The organism is Halorubrum sp. AS12, assembly GCF_051122765.1.
GTDB lineage: Archaea > Halobacteriota > Halobacteria > Halobacteriales > Haloferacaceae > Halorubrum > Halorubrum trapanicum.
Genome location: NZ_CP185385.1, coordinates 1,023,207 through 1,040,539, shown reverse-complemented (window position 1 = coordinate 1,040,539; position 17,333 = coordinate 1,023,207). Strand labels below are relative to the sequence as shown.

Annotated in this window: 12 protein-coding genes and 3 pseudogenes; 9 read left to right on the top strand and 6 right to left on the bottom strand. The window is 70.7% G+C overall.

The annotated features are described in order from the left end of the window. Positions 1-67 precede the first annotated feature (67 nt). From ACODNG_RS05240 to ACODNG_RS05205, 8 genes and pseudogenes are all read left to right on the top strand, one after another. Positions 68-1,333: an ABC transporter substrate-binding protein gene (locus tag ACODNG_RS05240; protein ID WP_434522709.1), complete on the top strand. Its 1,266-nt coding sequence runs from the start codon at positions 68-70 to the stop codon at positions 1,331-1,333. After that, positions 1,330-2,364, top strand: coding sequence for an FAD-dependent oxidoreductase (locus ACODNG_RS05235; RefSeq protein WP_434522708.1), 1,035 nt, complete (start codon positions 1,330-1,332; stop codon positions 2,362-2,364). The genes ACODNG_RS05240 and ACODNG_RS05235 overlap by 4 nt, the downstream gene beginning before the upstream one ends. Next, the gene (locus ACODNG_RS05230) at positions 2,361-3,560 is read left to right on the top strand and encodes a FecCD family ABC transporter permease (RefSeq protein WP_434522707.1); all 1,200 of its coding nucleotides are present in this window, start codon (positions 2,361-2,363) and stop codon (positions 3,558-3,560) included. The genes ACODNG_RS05235 and ACODNG_RS05230 overlap by 4 nt, the downstream gene beginning before the upstream one ends. Further along, positions 3,561-4,490 (top strand): ABC transporter ATP-binding protein, encoded by a 930-nt coding sequence (locus ACODNG_RS05225; protein ID WP_434522706.1) that lies wholly within the window; start codon positions 3,561-3,563, stop codon positions 4,488-4,490. A gap of 103 nt (positions 4,491-4,593) precedes the next feature. Further along, entirely contained in the window at positions 4,594-5,820 is a 1,227-nt protein-coding gene (locus ACODNG_RS05220; RefSeq protein ID WP_434522705.1) for an ABC transporter substrate-binding protein, read from the top strand. A gap of 2 nt (positions 5,821-5,822) precedes the next feature. Continuing rightward, positions 5,823-7,071, top strand: a pseudogene (locus ACODNG_RS05215) (ABC transporter substrate-binding protein). Further along, entirely contained in the window at positions 7,072-7,248 is a 177-nt protein-coding gene (locus tag ACODNG_RS05210; RefSeq protein ID WP_434522704.1) for a hypothetical protein, read from the top strand. An 87-nt stretch (positions 7,249-7,335) separates the two neighbouring features. Next, complete coding sequence (locus ACODNG_RS05205; RefSeq protein ID WP_434522703.1) at positions 7,336-8,427, top strand: DUF7551 domain-containing protein; 1,092 nt, start codon at positions 7,336-7,338, stop codon at positions 8,425-8,427. Positions 8,428-8,482: 55 nt separating this feature from the next. On the opposite strand, the gene ACODNG_RS05200 is transcribed toward ACODNG_RS05205, so the two are convergent. Both ACODNG_RS05200 and ACODNG_RS05195 read right to left on the bottom strand, forming a co-directional pair. Beyond that, positions 8,483-9,544, bottom strand: a complete 1,062-nt coding sequence (locus tag ACODNG_RS05200; protein ID WP_434522702.1) for a TrmB family transcriptional regulator — start codon at positions 9,542-9,544, stop codon at positions 8,483-8,485. A 98-nt stretch (positions 9,545-9,642) separates the two neighbouring features. Then, positions 9,643-11,946, bottom strand: coding sequence for an alpha-amylase family glycosyl hydrolase (locus tag ACODNG_RS05195; protein WP_434522701.1), 2,304 nt, complete (start codon positions 11,944-11,946; stop codon positions 9,643-9,645). 104 nt (positions 11,947-12,050) lie between these two features. On the opposite strand from ACODNG_RS05195, the pseudogene ACODNG_RS05190 reads away from it, so the two are divergent. Next, a pseudogene (locus ACODNG_RS05190) lies at positions 12,051-14,176 on the top strand (glucan 1,4-alpha-glucosidase). Between the two features lie 376 nt (positions 14,177-14,552). Here ACODNG_RS05190 and ACODNG_RS05185 read toward each other — a convergent pair. From ACODNG_RS05185 to ACODNG_RS05170, 4 genes and pseudogenes are all read right to left on the bottom strand, one after another. Continuing rightward, positions 14,553-14,738, bottom strand: coding sequence for a DUF7511 domain-containing protein (locus ACODNG_RS05185; RefSeq protein WP_434522700.1), 186 nt, complete (start codon positions 14,736-14,738; stop codon positions 14,553-14,555). 98 nt (positions 14,739-14,836) lie between these two features. Beyond that, positions 14,837-15,656 (bottom strand): annotated as a pseudogene (gene hisF / locus ACODNG_RS05180) (imidazole glycerol phosphate synthase subunit HisF). A 74-nt stretch (positions 15,657-15,730) separates the two neighbouring features. Continuing rightward, positions 15,731-16,786 (bottom strand): glycosyltransferase family 2 protein, encoded by a 1,056-nt coding sequence (locus ACODNG_RS05175; protein WP_434522699.1) that lies wholly within the window; start codon positions 16,784-16,786, stop codon positions 15,731-15,733. Positions 16,787-16,908: 122 nt separating this feature from the next. Then, positions 16,909-17,181: a helix-turn-helix domain-containing protein gene (locus ACODNG_RS05170; protein WP_137688989.1), complete on the bottom strand. Its 273-nt coding sequence runs from the start codon at positions 17,179-17,181 to the stop codon at positions 16,909-16,911. Positions 17,182-17,333: the final 152 nt, after the last annotated feature.

Sequence of the window (17,333 nt, the reverse complement as noted above, 5' to 3'; positions counted from 1 at the left end):
CGCTACGAGTCTTTAGGTTCGCCTAACATTCGAAACCGCTTTAATCCTTTAGGGAAGCCTAAACCATATGGAACGAGACGCGGACCGACCCGCCGGGACGCGGCGCGACGCGATCAGGTACTGCGGCGCCGTCGCCGGTGCGGGGCTGCTCGCCGGGTGTAGCGGGACCGAGTCGACGCCGAGCGGGTCCGGATCGGGTGACGGAAACGGCTCGGCGGACGGCGGCGCCGGCGGGGACGACTCGTCAGGCGAGTCCGGGGGGGCGGACTCGTACGCGGCCGAGATGGCGCCGGTCGGCGAGGTGACGTTCGACGCGGTCCCGGAGAACGTCATGGCCTACAGCCTGTTGTACGCCGACCTCGCGGTGGCGCTCGGCCACGGCGACGCGGTCAACTCGCTCGGCTTCGACGCCGACGCGGGCGGCAACACGCTGGACGCCTACTACGCGGCCCTCGACGGCGTCTCATTCGACCGCGAGGGGCTCGAACAGCTCAACACGGGGTCGGGCGGCGGCATCTCCGTCGACCGCGAGCTCCTCTACGAGCTCGACTCCGACCTCCACCTCGCCGACCCCTGCCTGTTCGTCTCCTTCGACGGCTGGGACGAGGGCGACGTGGACGAGATCCGCGACAACGTCGGGCCGTGGTTCGGGAATATCTACAGCCGCCGACACTCCGAGCCGCCCGAGCCGTGTCGCGACCGCTACGAGTACTACACCCTCCCGGAGATCGGCGAGCGCGTCGCCGCCGCGTTCCGAGAGGAGGAGCGCTTCGCCGCGCTCGATTCGGTCCGGGAGGACTTGGTCGAGACGATCCGGAGCGACCTCCCGCCCGCCGAGGAGCGCCCGACGGTCGCGACGCTCCTCTACATGGACGGGACCTACTACCCGTCGCGGACCGACCAGCCCGGCTTCGCGAACGCGCACGTGCGCCCCTTCGATGTTCCCGACGCGTTCGCTGCTGAGGAGGTTACCTACGAGACGGCCTACGACCACGAGCAGCTGCTGGAGATCGACCCCGATGTCATCCTCCACCAGTACGGGATCGCCTCCTACTACGACGTCGGCGCCACCCGCGAGGAGCTGTCGGAGCATCAGGTCGCCGGCGAGCTCTCCGCGATAGCGAACGACCGCTTCTACCCCTCCGGCGACCCGGTTCAGGGACCGATCATGAACCTGTTCCAGCTGGAGATGACCGCGAAACAGCTGTTCCCGGAGCGGTTCGGGGAGTGGCCGGGCTACGAACACGGCGACGACTACCCCGATATCCCCGCCGACGAGCGGCTGTTCGACCGCGACGAGGTCGCCTCGATCGTCGTGGGAGGGGCGGAATGAGCGCCGCCGCCGACCGCGCTGCCGCCGACCGCGATGTCGCCGTGGTGGGTGGCGGCCCGGCCGGCTGCGCCGCCGCGGTGTTCGCGGCGCGCGCCGGACTCGACGTTGTCGTCTTCGACCGCGGGCGGTCGTCGCTCGTGCGCTGCGCGCACTTGGAGAACTACCCCGGCTTCCCGGCCGGGATCGACGTCGGAACGCTCTCGGACCTCATGCGCGCACAGGCGGAGCGGGCGGGCTGTGCGGTCGTTGAGGACCTCGTCGAGTCCGTCGAGCGCTCGGAGGCCGACGCGGACGAGCCTGAAACCGAGCGGTTCGTCGTCGGCCTACAGGAGGGCGAGTCGGTCACCGCTCGTCGGGTGATCGCGGCGACGCGCTACGACGGCGAGTACCTCCGCGGACTCGACGACGACGACGCGATGTTCGAGGTCCACGACCACGGCGGCGAGACGCACGAGCACTTCGACCGCGAGTACGCGGATCGCGACGGGACGACCCCCGTCGACGGGCTGTACGTCGCGTCCCCCTCGGAGGCCGACCGGCAGGCGATCACGGCCGCGGGCCGCGGCGCCCGGGTCGGCAAGCAGGTCGTCGCCGACGCCCGGGTCGACGACGGCTGGTGGCCGGCGGCGGCGGAGGGGGTCGACTGGGTCCGTCGCGAGGCGGAACTCGACGACGAGTGGGCCGACCGCGACCGGTGGGTCGAGTGGTTCGACGCGGAGCACGCGGACGGCCCGGTCGACCCCGACTCGGAGCGGTTCGCGCGCATCCGCGAGGCCGCGGTCGACGAGGCGCTGTCGGCGTACGTCGACGCGGACGAGGAGGCGGCCCGCGCCGCGGCCGGCCACCGCGCGCTCGCCGAGCGCCTCGACCCCGAGGCGGTCGTCGACGCCCACGGGACCGACGCGCTGCTCGACGCGATGGACGACGAGGCGATCGTCGCGTACGCGGCCGGTGACGGGTCGAACGCTGGAGGCGACACCGACGCCACCGACGACACCGACGCCGAGCCGGTCGACGGAGGGCGGCGATGAGCGGCGGGGAATCGACGACCGGCGGGGAGGGACGGACCGTCGGCGGCGGCTCTCCGGCTCGACGCCCGGCCGAAGGCGGTCGGCTCGGGTGGCTGTTCGACCCCCGGCTCGTGACGGTCGCGGTGGGAAGCCTCGTCCTGGTCGCCGTCGCGGGACTCGTCCAGGTGAGCTTCGGGGCGTACTCGATGACGGTCGGGCAGGCGTGGCGGGCCGTCCTCGACCCCGCCGTCCTGTTCGACCCGCGGTGGTTCCTCAACTTCCTCCTCGGCGAGGAGCTGATGCGAACGGTCACGGGGTTCCAGGGCGAGCTGCCGCAGCTCGCGCGCGAGACGCTCATCGTTTGGAACATCCGGCTGCCGCGGGTGCTCGTCGGCGTCGTCGTCGGGATGAACCTCGCCGTCTCGGGCGCCATCTTCCAGGCGGTGACGCGGAACGAGCTCGCCAGCCCGTTCATCCTCGGCGTCTCCTCCGGCGCGGGACTGATGATCCTGCTCACGCTCGTCGTGTTCGGGAGCCTCTCGGCGTTCCTGCCGCTGATCGCGGCGCTGGGGGGGTCGGTCGCGTTCCTGATCGTGTACGCCATCGCGTGGAAGAACGGGACCAGCCCCGTCCGGCTCGTGCTTGCGGGCGTCATCGTCGGGACCGTCTTCACCAGCCTCCAGACGGGGCTGTTCTTCTTCGCTGACGACATCAGCGTCGTCCAGTCGGCGATCCAGTGGACCACCGGCTCGCTGACGGGGACCGACTGGGAGCAGGTCCGGATGGCGCTCCCGTGGACGGTCGTGGCGGTGGTGCTCTCGCTCGCGGGGTCGCGGCAGCTGAACCTCCTCCTCCTCGGCGAGCAGACGGCGAAGTCGCTAGGGATGTCGATAGAGCGGGTGCGGTTCGCGCTCTCCGGCGTCGCCGTGCTGGCGGCGGCCGCCAGCATCGCGGTGGCGGGCATCGTCAGCTTCGTGGGACTCATCGTCCCCCACGTGGTCCGAAACCTCGTCGGCAGCGACTACAAGCGGGTGATCGTCGGCTGCCTGTTCGTCGGCCCGGCGCTGATGGTCGGCGCCGACGTGGGCGCGCGCCTCGGGATGAGCGTGCTGACCGGCGCGGACTCGCAGATACCGGTGGGGATCGTCACCGGGCTGGTCGGCGGACCGTACTTCCTGTACCTGATGCGGCGACAGCAGAACATGGGTGACCTCTGAATGTCCACAGAACACGCGGACGCGACGGAGTCGGGCGAATCGAGCGGCGCGAACGAGATGAACGGCGCGACCGAAGCGGACGGCCCGCAGGGAACGGCCGGCGCGGGCGGGCAACACGGAACGGGCGGCGCGGGAGCCGCGAGCGACCTCGACGGCGAGGACCTCGTGTTGGGCTACCCGACGGCCCCGGAGCCGGTGATCGACGGCGAGTCGATCGCGGCCGAGCCGGGCGCGGTCACCGCCCTCGTCGGCCCGAACGGCTCCGGGAAGAGCACCCTGCTGAAGGGACTGGCGAACCAGCTCGCGCCCGAGGGCGGCTCGGTGCTTCTGGACGGGCGCGACGTTCACTCGATGGACACGAAGGCGCTCGCGAAGAAGCTCGGCCTGCTTTCACAGGAGAGCACGTCGCCGGACAGCATCACCGTCGAGGATCTCGTGTACCACGGTCGCTACCCGCACCGCGGGTTCTTCGAACGGACGACCGCCGAGGACGCCCGCGCGGTCGAGCGCGCCATCGACCTGGCGGGCTGCGGCCACCTGCGCGACCGCGAGGTCGGCAGCTTAAGCGGCGGGCAAAAGCAGCTGGCGTGGATCGCGATGGTGCTGGCGCAGGACACCGACGTGCTCCTCCTCGACGAGCCGACGACGTTCCTCGATTTACACCACCAGATGGAGGTGATGGAGATCATCGAGGCGCTCCGCGACGAGAGCGAGGTCACCGTCGTCGTCGTCCTCCACGACATCGAACAGGCCGCGCGGCTCGCCGACCGGGTGGTCGCGCTCAAGGACGGCGAGATCCGGGCGCGCGGGCCGCCCGAGGAGGTCGTCACCGAGGACCTGCTCACCGACGTGTTCCGCGTCGACGCCGAGGTCGTCGACACCGACCGCGGCCCGCGGGTGACGCCGCTCCGGGCGCGACACGAGGAGTAGCCCGCACCGGCGCATCCGCGCGCCGACAGACCGGCGCGCTCGACTCATTTTAGGCTGGCCTAAAGATCGGAACGGTTATATTGTTTTAGGTCTGCCTAAAAGTATGCCCAACGGCGACGAGACACCCGACGGCCCGACTCGCAGAGCCTTCGCGAAGTACGGCGGTACGGTCGCGCTCGGCGGCCTGTTCGCCGGCTGTGCCGGGGGTGGTGGAAGCGGGGGTGTTTCAGGGAGCGGTAACGGCACAGGGAACGGTGACGGCGACGCGGAAGCCAACTCAACCGAATCGGGGACGGAGAGCGAAGAATCCGACGGACTCCCGTACACCGCTGCCATGGAACCCGTCGGTGAGGTGACCTTCGAGGCGGTCCCGGAACAGTGGGTCGCGTACGACGGCGGCTTCGCGGACATGGTTGTCGCGCTGGGGAAGGGTGACGGATTAGTCGGAATTGGCAACGCTGATCGGTACTACACGTACGTCTATGACGAGCTTCCCGGAGTCGACATCGATCGAAGCCCCATCGAAGCGCACCCGGATGTCAGAACGAAAGAGCAGTTCTACGAGCTCGATGCTGACATCCACCTGTACGATCCCCAGATGCTCATCAACTGGTTCGACTGGGGGGAAGACGACGTCGCGGAGATCCGCGATAACGTCGCCCCGTTCTTTGGTAACCTAATCTTCCGACGATCGGACGAATGGCACGATTACCGGTACTACACGCTGTACGAGGCGTTCGAACAGGTCGCGGCGGCGTTTGACGAGCGCGAGCGCTACGAGGCGTTCGCCGAGCTCCACGAGTCGTTCATCGCGGACGTACAATCTCGCCTTCCGGCGGCAGACGACCGGCCGAGCGTATTCCTGACGTTCGAGGGAACAAACGAGCCGGAGACGTTCTCGCCGTACCGACTGGTCGACAAGGGGACGAGCAAAAAGCAGTGGCTCGATCTGGGCGTGACCGACGCGCTCACCGGAACGAACATTGAGAACCTCAGCAGCACGAACCGCGGCGAACTCGACTACGAGAACATGCTCGAAGTGGATCCCGACGTCATCCTCGTCCGCGGGCACGAACGGAAATCGCCGACGGAGTTCCGCGACACCGTGCTCGCGTACATGGAGGATCACCCCGTCGGGAGCGAGCTCACGGCGGTCCAGAACGGACGCGTGTATCGCGGCGGCTACCTGAATCAGGGACCGATCCACAACCTCTTCTTGACCGAACGGGCCGCAAAGCAGCTGTATCCGGACGAGTTCGGCCCCGTCACCGGCGACGAGGAACTGTTCGACCGCCAGCGCGTCGCGGATATCATCAACGGAGAACTCTGACCATGGACACCAACGACACAGTTCGACACGAGATGCCGACACGGAGAGAGACGATCAAGTACGGCGGCGCGGTCACGCTCGGCGGCCTGCTCGCCGGCTGTACCGGGGGCGGCGACACCGGCTCGTCCGGCAACTCGACCGACGACGGCTCGACCGACGACGGCTCGACCGGCGGCGGCGACTCGGAGGAGTCCGCGGACGACGCCGGCGACGGGAGCTACACCGCGTCCATCTCGCCGGTGGGCGAGGTAACGTTCGAGTCGCCGCCGGAGACGGTGTTCACGCGGCTCACCCACCACGCGGACATGGCGTTCGCGCTCGGCCGGAGCGACGGGATCGCCGCGATCCAGCGCGCCGGACTACTACGACGCGCTCTGGAACCAGTACGTCGAGCGCCTGCCGGGCGTCTCGCTCGACTGGTCGGGACTCTACTCCTCGTGGGAGCCGGACAAGGAGAAGCTGTACGAGCTGGACAGCGACATCCACCTCGCGGACCCGGCGTGGGTGACGCAAGTCGAGGGGTGGGACCGGTCCGACATCGACGAGATCGCCGAGAACGTCTCGCCGTGGTTCGGGAACTCCCTCAGCGACCGACATCAGGAGCCCGCCGAAGAGTGGGCCGACGGCTACGAGTACTACGGGCTGTGGGAGCAGTTCGAGCGCGTCGCCGAGGCCTTCCAGGAGCGCGAGCGCTACGAGGCGCTCGCCGAGGTCCACCAGGGGCTCTTATCGACGATCGAAGCCGACCTGCCGCCGCAGGAAGAGCGCCCCAGCGCCATCATGGTCGCGGCCGCCGACATCGAGCAGATCTACGCGTACACCCTGAGCAACCCCGGGTTCCTCACGGCGCACACGCGCCCGCTCGGCCCACGCGACGCCTTCGAGGGAAGCATCGACTCCGGGACCGTCGTCGACTTCGAGACGATACTCGAAGCCGACCCCGACGTCATCCTCTACCTCGGCGGCATGGAGCCGGCGACGGACATGGCCGGGCGGCGGACCGCCTTCGAGGAGGACCCCGTCGGCTCGCAGGTCTCCGCGGTTCAGAACGACCGCATCCACCCGCAGGGCGCCCGGTATCAGGGACCGATCCTCAACCTCTTCCAGCTCGAGATGACCGCGAAGCAGCTCTACCCCGACGCCTTCGGCGAGTGGCCGCGCTACGAGGAGGGACCGTACCCGGAAATCCCGGACGGCGAGCGGCTGTTCGACCGGCAGCGGGTCGCGGACGTGATCAACGGGGACCTGTAGATGCGCGCCCGCGAGTGGGCCGTCGCGGCGACCTACGGCGACCCGACCGACTACGACGTGCCGGCGCTGCCGACGTGGCGCGTCGAGCGCGGCGAGGGCGGCGACATCGCGTTCGCGTCGGCCGACGGCGACGAGCCGTTCATCGCGGCCGCCAACCCGGTCCGAGTGCGCCGATGAGCGGAGCGTTCACAATTCCACGAATTCGCCCCATTTCGGGGTCGTAACCCCGCCAAACGCGGTTCTCCCGCCCGTGAGGACATCACCGTGATCGGAACCACGCTACTCGACATCGCGGACCACATCGAATCGCTCGCGGTCGCGGACGGCGAGTTCTCGCTCGTCTGCGCGCGGTACGGCGATCGACCGGTCCCCGCCGCGGGACTGCGGTTCGACAGCCGCGAGACGGCCCGCGCGGCGGCCCGTGCGACCGAACAGTACCGCGACGCGCTCCGCCGGTACGACCCCCAGCTCCCCTTCTACGACGTCGTCGTCAGACAGGAGTTCGTCGAGTCAGAGCCGGCGGGCGATCGGACCGCCGACGCGCCGCGTTTCGCCCCGGACAGCGCAGACCGACCGACGGACGAACTCGCCGACCGCGTCGTAGACGACGCCGCCGGACGTCCGCGAGACGGTTGTTCGCGGGACAGTCCCTCGCGAGGCGGTCGTTCGAGAGACGATGATCCCGGTGACGACGCGGGGTCGGCAATCCCTCGGCTTCCCGGCCGCCCGCCGGAACGCGGCCGGCGCCGCGCCCGCGTCGAGTTCTGCCACGCCGCGGCGGCGGCGACGTTCGAGGCGCTCTCCGCCGGTGGCCACGATCGCGCGGAGTCGGCCGTGATGGACGCGTACTTCGCGTTCGCGGAGCGGCTCGCCGACCCCGACGACCTCTGTCTGTGCCTGCTCGAAGCGATGGCGACGGCGCTCGAACGCCACCTCGACCCGGAGACGCAGGCGGCGGTGCTGTCCGCGGCCGCCGAGCGGCTCTCCGAGCCTCCCGAGTCTCCCGCCGCGGACCCGGTGACCGCCGCGTTCGACCGCCTCGCGTCGGTCGGTCTCGTCGACGGCTACGAGCGCGTCGACGGCGCTGGACCGGTCTCGGCGTCGAGGGCCTCGGCCGCGGACGGCGCGGCGGTCCGCGTCTCCGGCTACGCGCTGTCCCCGACCGACGGGCGGGTCCCGACGCTTCCGGTGGCGCTGGAGGTGTGTCGCCGCGACCCCCGCGGGCGGATCGCCGGGGTCGCGCTCCTCGCGGACGGCGACGATCCGACCGGTCCGGACTGGTGGTTCCGGGTCACCCCGGACGCCCCCGTTCGCGACGGCGGTCCGGTGAGCGCGCCGGTTCCGCCCGAGAACTGACGGCCGTCGGGGGAAGGCGCCACCGTCGCCGTCTCGGCTTCCCGCGTCGCCGCTCTTACTCGGCGTCCGGCTCGATCCGGACGAGGTCGGCCTCGATGTCCTCGACGAACGCGCCCTGCCCGCCGACGATGACCTCGCCGTCGTCGGTCTCGACGACGAGCGAGTGCTCGACCGGGAACTCGTTGTTCGTCGGCTCCACCATCCCCTGTCTCGTCTCGACGACGCGGCCGACGATTTCGGCCGGTTCGTCGTCGTCGGTCCACCGACCGCCGACGGTTACCCGGGGCGGGTCGCCGGCGCGGAGCTGGAGGGTCGCCTGGAGGACGGTGTGTCTGAAGTTCGTGTACTCGGCCGGGAGCGGCGCCGAATCGGCGACGAGAACCTCCGTCGCGGCGGGCCAGTAGTTCCCGAGGAACGAGCCGACGATCACCGGCGCGAGCTGCTCTTGGGCGAAGGCGATGGCCTGCCGGTCGGTCGTCGACCGGCGGAGGAGTTCGGGCGGGGCGACGACGCCGGCCGCGGAGTCGACGGTGAGGAGCGTCGGCATCGCCTCGCCCCAGCTCCGGACGACGTTGGCGACTCCCGACAGCGCGGGGTCATCCGCGTCGAGGTCCGCGTCGGCGTCGGAGACGACGAGTAAGACGAGCACGCCGCGGTCGACCGCGTCCGCGAGCGCGTCCCTGACCTCCGGGACCTGTCCGGCGGTGAGCGACAGCGTCACCTCCGACTCGGCGTCCGAGAGCAGCGAGCGAATTCGCTTGAGGACGGTGACCCGCGATTTGATCACCTCGAACTGCTCGGCCTGGCGCTCCACGCGGGAGTACCGCTCCGCCAGCCCGGGCCGCATCGCGTCCACGTCGGACCGGAGCCGCTCTATCACCTCGTCCGGCGGGTTCGCGCGGATCGTCGTCGGCACGACGTGGTCGTTCACCTCGACGAAGCCGCGCTCCGCCAGCGACTCGCTCACGCTGTAGACGTACCGCTTCGAGACGCCCGCCGCGTCGGCGACGGTGCTCGCCTTCGCCTCGCCGTGTTCGAGCAGACTGAGATAGGTGTCGACCTCCTTGTCGGAGAGTCCGAAGCGACGGAGGAGGTCGGTCAGCGTCCGGTCGTCCATACGAACGCCTCTTCCGAGCGACACTTATAAGGGTCGGTCCGCGAGCGTCCGCGGAGACGGCGCCCACTCGACCCCCTCGCCGCGCTCCCGGCCCGCGGTCACCGGAGGACGGCCACCGAATCGACCGCGACGCGGAGTTCGTCGCGCTCGGTGTCGCTGGCGGCGGCGCTCACGTCGTCGCCCTCACCCGCGTCGTCGCGGACGCGACCGTCTCCGAACGAATCCTCCCCGACCGCGCCGGGAACGGCGACGGTCGCCGGCGCCTCGCCGAAGTTGACGACGACGAGGAGCGGGTCGCTGGCTCCGCTCCCCGCCGACTCCGGCGGCGTCCGCTCGTAGGCGGTCACGCGCTCGGCGTCGCCCTCGACGACGTGGGCGTCGGCCGCGCGGCCGTCGAACGCGACGCCCCCTTCCCGGAGGAGCGGTTCGGTCTCGCGCAGCGCGGCCAACTCGCGGTGGAACTCGGTGAGTCCGTTGTCGCCGTCGTGCCACCGGATCGGACCGCGGTACGTCTCGTTGCCCCGTTCCTGTCCCGCGTAGATCATCGGCGCGCCCGGCAGCGTGAACGTCACGGCCGCGGCCGCGCGGAGGGCGTCTCGGCCGTACTCCGCGAGGTACCGGTCCTCGTCGTGGTTCTCGACGTAGCGCATCTGCGCGCCCGGGTCGTCGAAGCCGAGCCACTCGCCGCGGGCGAGCGCGGTCTCGACCGCGTCGGCCGGCTCCTCACCCGCGCCGACCGCGCGGAGCGTCCCGTACAGCGAGGTATCGTAGTGGCGGTGGAACTCCCCCTCGCTGTAGAACGGGTCGTGGGGCAGCGTCTCGTCGAGGAGGAGCACGTCGTCGGGGACGCGGTCGGCGACCTCCTTCCAGAAGCCGTGCGGGACGCCCCACGCCACGTCGGCGCGGAACCCGTCGACGACGCCGGCCCACTCGTCGACCACGTCGAGCAGCCACTCGCGGACCGCCGGGCTGTCGTAGTTGAGGTTCGGGATGCGCCCCCACTCGAAGTAGTAGTCCGGCATATCGCCGTCCCCGAGCTCGGCCCAGTCGATGCCGGTCACGTCGGCCGCGGAGTCGGTCCGTCGGTAGTGGTCGGCGTACGCGTCGACCCCGGCGGAGTGGAGCTGGAAGGCGGGATGGTCGCGGGAGGTGTGGTTGATCACCAGATCGAAGACGACGCGGATGCCGGCGTCGTGACACGCGTCGACGAGCGACTCGAACGACTCGCGAGAGCCGAGGTCCGCGGCGGTGTCGTAGTAGTCGGTGACGTGGTAGCCGTGGTCCGTCGGCGAGGCGAGGACGGGGGTGAGCCAGAGCGCGTCAACGCCGAGGTGGTCGAGGTACTCGACCCGGCGCTCGATCTCCCGGAACGTCGTCGGCAGCGTGTCGCCCGCGAACGAGCGGACGAAGACCTCGTAGATCGTCGGCGATTCGGCCCAGTCGGGCGTCGGGTTCGGGTCGCTCACCGCAACTGAGTCACTCGGTTTACTCCCGTCCGTTTCGATCCGCACCGTCTCCGCGGCCCCGTACCGCTCGCCGTGCGGAACCGCATGGATTCGGACAGAGTCGGGGAGGTCGTCGAGCGGGACAGAGAGGGTCCGCCCGTCCGCCCGCGACTCGATCGCCGCGACCGTCTCCGGGTCGGCGTCGCGGTCGTCGACGAGGAACGTCGCGTCGAGCGCGTCCGGGTCGCCGCCGCGCTCCACGTCGTCGACTGCGGGCGCGGCCTCGACCGCGGCGGTCAGGCGGAGCCGGTCGCTCGCGTCTGGGTCGTCGGTCTCGACGACCGTCGCGTCGAGCGAGAGGCGCGGTCGGCCGGGGCCGGGGACCTCGCAGTCGCCGTGGTACGCGACCGATCGGTCGTCGTTCGGAACGAAGCCGAAGCCGTGGCTACCCGGCGGCACGCGCACCGAAGCGACCCACTCGTCGCCGTCGCGCTCGGGGCGGTCGAGCGCGAGCCGGTTCTGGCCGAGCGGCCACAAAAGCGACACGCGGTCGACGTCCCCGTCGTCGACCGGGAGGTCGGCGGCCGGGACCCGGATCTCCGTCTCGCGGCGCTCGTCGGGGAAGACGCACACGCGCTGGCGGTGGACGCCGTCGGGCGCGTCGAGCGCGAGGACGTAGGTCCCGGGAGCGTCCGGGTCGAGATGGACCACCGGGTCGTCGTCGCGGCTCGTCTCGCCCGCGCGGAGCACAGCTGTCGGGGGAGCCGAACCGACCGCGGTCGCCGAACTCGGCGGCCCGGTCGCTTCGGGATCCGGACCGTCTCCGGCGGCGAGGTCGCTGTCGGCCGGCGCGTCGCGGACGGTCCACCGGTAGATCCCGTCCGGGTCGGGGGAGCGCGGCGCCAGCTCGACGGACTCGCCGACGCTCGTCGTTCGCGGGGGGCCGGGTTCGTACACGCTCGGTCCCTCGTCGCGGCGGGATTTGAGGGTTTCCGTTCGCGAAACACGTGAACAACAATTACACCAAAACTTCATATCGCACCGCGGCGTACGATCTCGCAATGCAACTCCGCGACGCGCTCGACGATTACAAGCGCCACGCCGGGGACGGGACGCACTTCCCCGGCGAGCGGCGCACCGTTTCCGGCCGGTTTTCGGGGGAGACGGCCGGCTCGTCCACGTCGGCGACGACGGCGAACTCCGCGATTTCGGCTACCCCCTCACCGGTCGGACCGGTCTCGTCCGATCCCGGATCGGTCTCGCCGTCGGCGACGAGGTCACCTGGCTCGACGAGGCGGACACGACGCAGCGGTACGTCGACGACACCGCGATGGTCGAAACCGTCCACGAGACGCCGCGCGCGACGGTGACCCGCCACGACGTCACGCTCGGCGACGCGCACCTCACCCGGGCGTCGGTCGAGTTCGGCGACGCAGACGCGGGCGAGGCGGACCCTGCCGACGGGGCGGACGCCGACCCCGCGGGCGCCTCGCTCGTCGTTTACGCCCGGTTCGCGCCCGACGGCCGCGACGACCGGGTGGGACAGCTCCGGTACGACGACGCCGTCGAGGTGTACCACGCCGACGAACACGACTTCCTCGCGAGCGCGACCGGCTTCGCGGACCTCCGCGGCCAGCTCCCGGCGACGTTCCCGGAACTGCTCGACGACGACCCGACGGACCTCCCGCGCGACCGCGACGGCGACCGGTACGAGGAGGAGCGGCTCTCCGGGGAGGTGATCGCCGACGTGCCGCTCTCGGACGGGGTCGCGACGGTCGCCACGCTCCTGACGGACCGAGCGGAGACCGACCGCGAGGCGGCCCGCGAGCGCCTCGACGCGCTCTTCTCCGACCTCGACGGCGTCGACGCGCTCGCGGACGCGGCCGCGGACGCGCTCCCGACCGTCCCCGAGTCGGCGCCCGCTCGCGAGTCCGTCGTCGCCGACCTGCGCGTCCTCTCCCTGCTCTCCGCCCCCTCCGGGCTTCGGATTGCGGGGCCGGACTTCGACCCGTACTACGAGCACTCCGGCGGCTACGGCTACACGTGGTTCCGCGACGACGCGGAGATATCCGGGTTCCTGCTCGGCGCGGCCGACGCGGTCGGCGTCGACCTCGACGACTGGCACGCCCGGTCCGCGCGGATGTACGTCGCCACGCAGCGCCCCGACGGCTCGTGGCCCCACCGGGTGTGGCCCCGCGACGGCGCGCTCGCGCCCGGGTGGGCGAACGCCCGCATCGAGGACGGGCCGGACGTGGACTACCAGGCCGACCAGACCGGCAGCGTCGTCGCGTACCTCGCGCAGGCTCGGGCCGCCGGCGTCGACGCGGACGGTCTCGACGGCACGCTGGTCGCCGCGCTCGCGGGCCTGGACCGGACGCTCGAACCCGACGGCCGCCCCGTCGTCTGTCAGAACGCGTGGGAGGACTCCGCCGGCCGGTTCACGCACACCGCCGCGACGTTCTTAGAAGCGTACAGCGAACTCGGCCGGCACGGCGAGGGGCTCGCCGTCGACGCGCTCGACGACTCCGACGCCGTGCCCGGCGCCGCTTCGCTCCCGGACGACCTCGCCGCGCACGCCCGCGACCGGGCCCGTGAGGTGTACGCGGCGCTCGACGACCTGTGGGTGCCCGAGCGTGGCTGTTACGCGCTCCGCGAGACGGTCGACGGCGGGATAGACGACCGGCTCGACTCCGCGACGCTGGCGCTCGCGGCCGCGCACCGCTCGTTCGACGCGGTCGGCGCAGTCGACGACGAGCGCCTCGACCGACTGGTCTCGCACGTCGAGACGGTCGTCGACGGGCTCTATCACGAGACCGACGAGATCACCGGGCTGACTCGCTACGAGGGCGACGGCTGGCGGCGGGCGGGACAGGTCTCCGAGAAGGTGTGGACGGTCTCGACCGCGTGGGGCGCGCATGCCTGCGCGGAGCTGGCGGCCCTGCTCGCGGCGCACGACGACCCGCGCGCGGGCGAGATGACGGCACGCGCCCGCGACCTGCTCGCGCACGTCTCGCCCGGCGGCTCCCTCTGCGAGCCGACGACGTACCTCCCCGAGCAGTTCTTCGACGACGGGACGCCCGACAGCGCGACCCCGCTCGGGTGGCCGCACGCCATCCGGCTGGCGACGGTCGCGCTGCTCGACGACGAACTGCCGCAGTTCGCCGACCGCGCTCCCGCGGACGACTGATTCCCCTGCGGTCGGCGCGTGCCGACGAGCGCCCAGCGGGCGCGAAGTCGCACGCGCGAGGGAGTCGGTGGTCCGGAGCAACGCGGAGGACCACCGACGAGGCTGGGGAGGTGTGAGGTGCTGTGCGGACGCGGTCGGGCGGGACTCAAAGGGGCAGTCGGCTCCGGGAAGACGGCCGATGGAAGCACCGCAGCGAACGGAGTGAGCGAGGAGCGCAGCGAGGCCCTCGACCGGAGCCGACTGGGGCTTTGGAAGCGTCCACCGTCGATCCGGTATCTTCTATTTATAAACAAACCGCTGAGGATCCGGAGGAGATCCCTGCGGCTCCGCTAGCAACGATCGATAAATAGCCACCAAATCCACAGCAAAATGCCTCTTACCGCCACTCCTCGCGGGGAATACAGTCCTCCTCCCGGACCGTGACCCACCGGGTGGTCCGCTCGTCCGGGTCGACGTCCGGCTCGAAGAACGTCACCTCGCCGCCGTCGTCGCCGTCGGTCCGTTTACAGACGAGCCCCGGCGACTCGTCGCGAACACGTGCCGATGACGTGGACGTGGACATACGTCACGGTTCGCGCCCGATCGGATAATAACTGTTGGTTTCGGGTGCGGAAAAATACACACTACAACTGTAGTTAGCGTCTCACCGGGACGCCGCGCTCAGCGCCGCACCGGGACGCCGCGCTCGTCGAGGTACGCCTTCGTCTCCTCGATGGAGTAGTCGCCGAAGTGGAAGATGGAGGCCGCGAGACCGGCGTCCGCGTTCGCCTCGGTGAACACCTCGTACATGTCCTCGGGAGAGCCGCAGCCGGAGGAGGCGATGAGCGGCGTCGAGACGGCCTCGCCGACCGCCTTCATCAGGGGAACGTCGTAGCCGTCCTTCGTCCCGTCCTTGTCGATGGAGTTGACGAACAGCTCGCCTGCGCCGCGCTCCTCGGCCTCCTTCGCCCACGAGACGGCGTCGATTCCGGTGCCCTCGCGGCCGCCCTTCTTCGTGCACTCGAACCACACCGTCTCGCCGTCCTCGTCCTCGTAGAAGTGGTCGCCCGCGTCGTCGTACCGCCGCCGCGCGTCCACGGAGATGACGATGCGACTGGCTGCCGAACGCGGCCGCGCCCTCCTCGATCAGCTCCGGACGCTCCAAGGCGCCGGTCGTGATCGACACCTTGTCCGCGCCGGCCCGGAGCGTCTCCTTGATGTCGGCCTTGGTGCGGATGCCGCCGCCGACGGTGAGGGGGATGAAACACTCGTCGGCGACCGCGTTGACCACGTCGAGCATCGTCTCGCGGCCGTCGGCGCTGGCGGTGATGTCGAGGAAGACGAACTCGTCGGCGCCGGCCGCGTTGTACTTCTTGGCCAGCTCGACCGGGTCGCCCGTGTACTCCAGGTTCTCGAAGTTGACGCCGGTGTACACCGCGGCGTCGCCCTCCTCGTCGAGGTCGACGTCGATACAGGGAATGATGCGCTTCGTGAGTCCCATTCGTTGTCGGAGCGTTGGCCGCGCCCTCGGTTAAAATGCGCGGGGCGCGCTCGTCGCGGTCCGCGGACGAACCCCTACTCGGCGTCGTCGACCTCGGTCAGCCCGTCGTCGCCTCCCTCACCTCTCCCGCCTCCCTCGGCTCCCTCGGCTCCGGTCCGCCGGTCGTACTTCGCGACGGCGCGGTCCGCGCGCGTCGAGATGCCGTTGGGGTTCCGCGCGGGGCTTCGGTCCCGCCGCCGCGCGACGAGTCCGTCGGAGGTCCCGCCGGTGAGACCCAAGAGCACGTCGCGGCCCGTCGCCGCCCACCGCGTCGGCGTCGACTCGCCGCGGACCACGTCCTCGGCCGCGCCGATGGCGTCGCCGAGCGCGTGCGACCCCGTCCGGAGGAGGACGCCGGGGCGCACGCCGTAGTTCTTCAGCAGCCGGTAGGCGAGTCCCCGGTACTTCCAGCCCCACTCGTGCGCGCACCGGCCGCCGTCGGCGGCGGTCGGGGTCGGAAGCTCCTTCCGCGCGGCGAGTTCCGGCCGCCACGTCACCTCGCGGTCCATGCGCGCGAGCCGGTGGGCGGCGTCGCGCGCGCCGCCGACCCGGAGGTACTCGTCGAAACCGTCGAGATCCCGGAGGGCGTCCCGTCTGAAGGCGACGTTGCCGCCCTCGAAGTAGGTGACGTCCCGACCCGCGATCCGATTGCGCTCCGGTTCGCTCGGACTGCGCTCCGGTTCGCTCGGATCGTCGCGCTCCGCGTCGTCCGTCGCGGTCGAATTACCGTCGGCCGTCCCGCTCGGCGGGATCGGCGTCACCGGTCCCGAGACCACGGGCGCCGCGTCGAGACCGGCCGCGACCGCCTCGCGCCACCCCGACTCGATCCGGTTGTCGTAGTCGACCAGCGCGACCGCGTCGCCCGTCGCCACCTCGATCCCGGCGTTGCGGGCGACGTTCACCGTGCGGTCGGAGATCTCGACCAGCACGTCCACGTCGTCGCGGTCGCGAACCATGCCGGTCGTGCCGTCGGCCGAGGGACCGTTGACCACGATCACCTCGGCGTCGGGCGCGTCGGCCGCCAGCGCGTCGAGGCAGGCGGCCAACCGGTCCCGACCGTTGAGCGTCGGGACGACGACCGAGAGATCCATACGACCCGCTATCGGGGCGAGGAGGTAAAAAGGACTGCGTGTGCGTCCGACCGGCCCGAATCGACGACGGCCCGAGTCGGCGCCGAGTCGACCGTGGCCGGCGACGACGGTGCGTGAGTCGCTCAGACCGTCAAGTAGTACACCTGTTTGCGCGCGTCCTTGAAGCTGTACCGCGAGTCGACGAGGCCCTCCTCTTCGAGGCGGTTGAGCGCGTAGCGGACGGTGCGGTCCGGCAGCAGCGACTCCTCGGCGAGACCGCCCTGCGAGAGGGGCGCGTCGCCCTCCAGCACTTTCGCGACGAGCTTGGCGCTCGGGGGTAGCTCGCGCAGGCGGTCGCGGTACTCGGTCTCCGACAGGCGGTCCTGGTCAGCGGTCTCCGCGGGACTGGTACTCATGTCTCACACGAATCCCACGGGTAGTGGTAAAGGTTGGCTACATATAGGGGAATCTGCCTGTGATAATATAATGTGTTAATATCACTCTTCGCCCGGCTCGTCGTCGACGATCCGTCCGGGACGTTTTCCGGCGGGCGTTCGTATCTCGCCGC

Bases quoted from the DNA above. Each gene is read 5' to 3' on its own strand.
- ACODNG_RS05220 (WP_434522705.1), top strand. From the start codon at position 4,594: ATGCCCAACGGCGACGAGACACCCGACGGCCCGACTCGCAGAGCCTTC.
- ACODNG_RS05225 (WP_434522706.1), top strand. From the start codon at position 3,561: ATGTCCACAGAACACGCGGACGCGACGGAGTCGGGCGAATCGAGCGGC.
- ACODNG_RS05240 (WP_434522709.1), top strand. From the start codon at position 68: ATGGAACGAGACGCGGACCGACCCGCCGGGACGCGGCGCGACGCGATC.
- ACODNG_RS05200 (WP_434522702.1), bottom strand. From the start codon at position 9,544: ATGGACGACCGGACGCTGACCGACCTCCTCCGTCGCTTCGGACTCTCC.
- ACODNG_RS05235 (WP_434522708.1), top strand. From the start codon at position 1,330: ATGAGCGCCGCCGCCGACCGCGCTGCCGCCGACCGCGATGTCGCCGTG.
- ACODNG_RS05230 (WP_434522707.1), top strand. From the start codon at position 2,361: ATGAGCGGCGGGGAATCGACGACCGGCGGGGAGGGACGGACCGTCGGC.
- ACODNG_RS05170 (WP_137688989.1), bottom strand. From the start codon at position 17,181: ATGAGTACCAGTCCCGCGGAGACCGCTGACCAGGACCGCCTGTCGGAG.
- ACODNG_RS05210 (WP_434522704.1), top strand. From the start codon at position 7,072: ATGCGCGCCCGCGAGTGGGCCGTCGCGGCGACCTACGGCGACCCGACC.
- ACODNG_RS05185 (WP_434522700.1), bottom strand. From the start codon at position 14,738: ATGTCCACGTCCACGTCATCGGCACGTGTTCGCGACGAGTCGCCGGGG.
- ACODNG_RS05175 (WP_434522699.1), bottom strand. From the start codon at position 16,786: ATGGATCTCTCGGTCGTCGTCCCGACGCTCAACGGTCGGGACCGGTTG.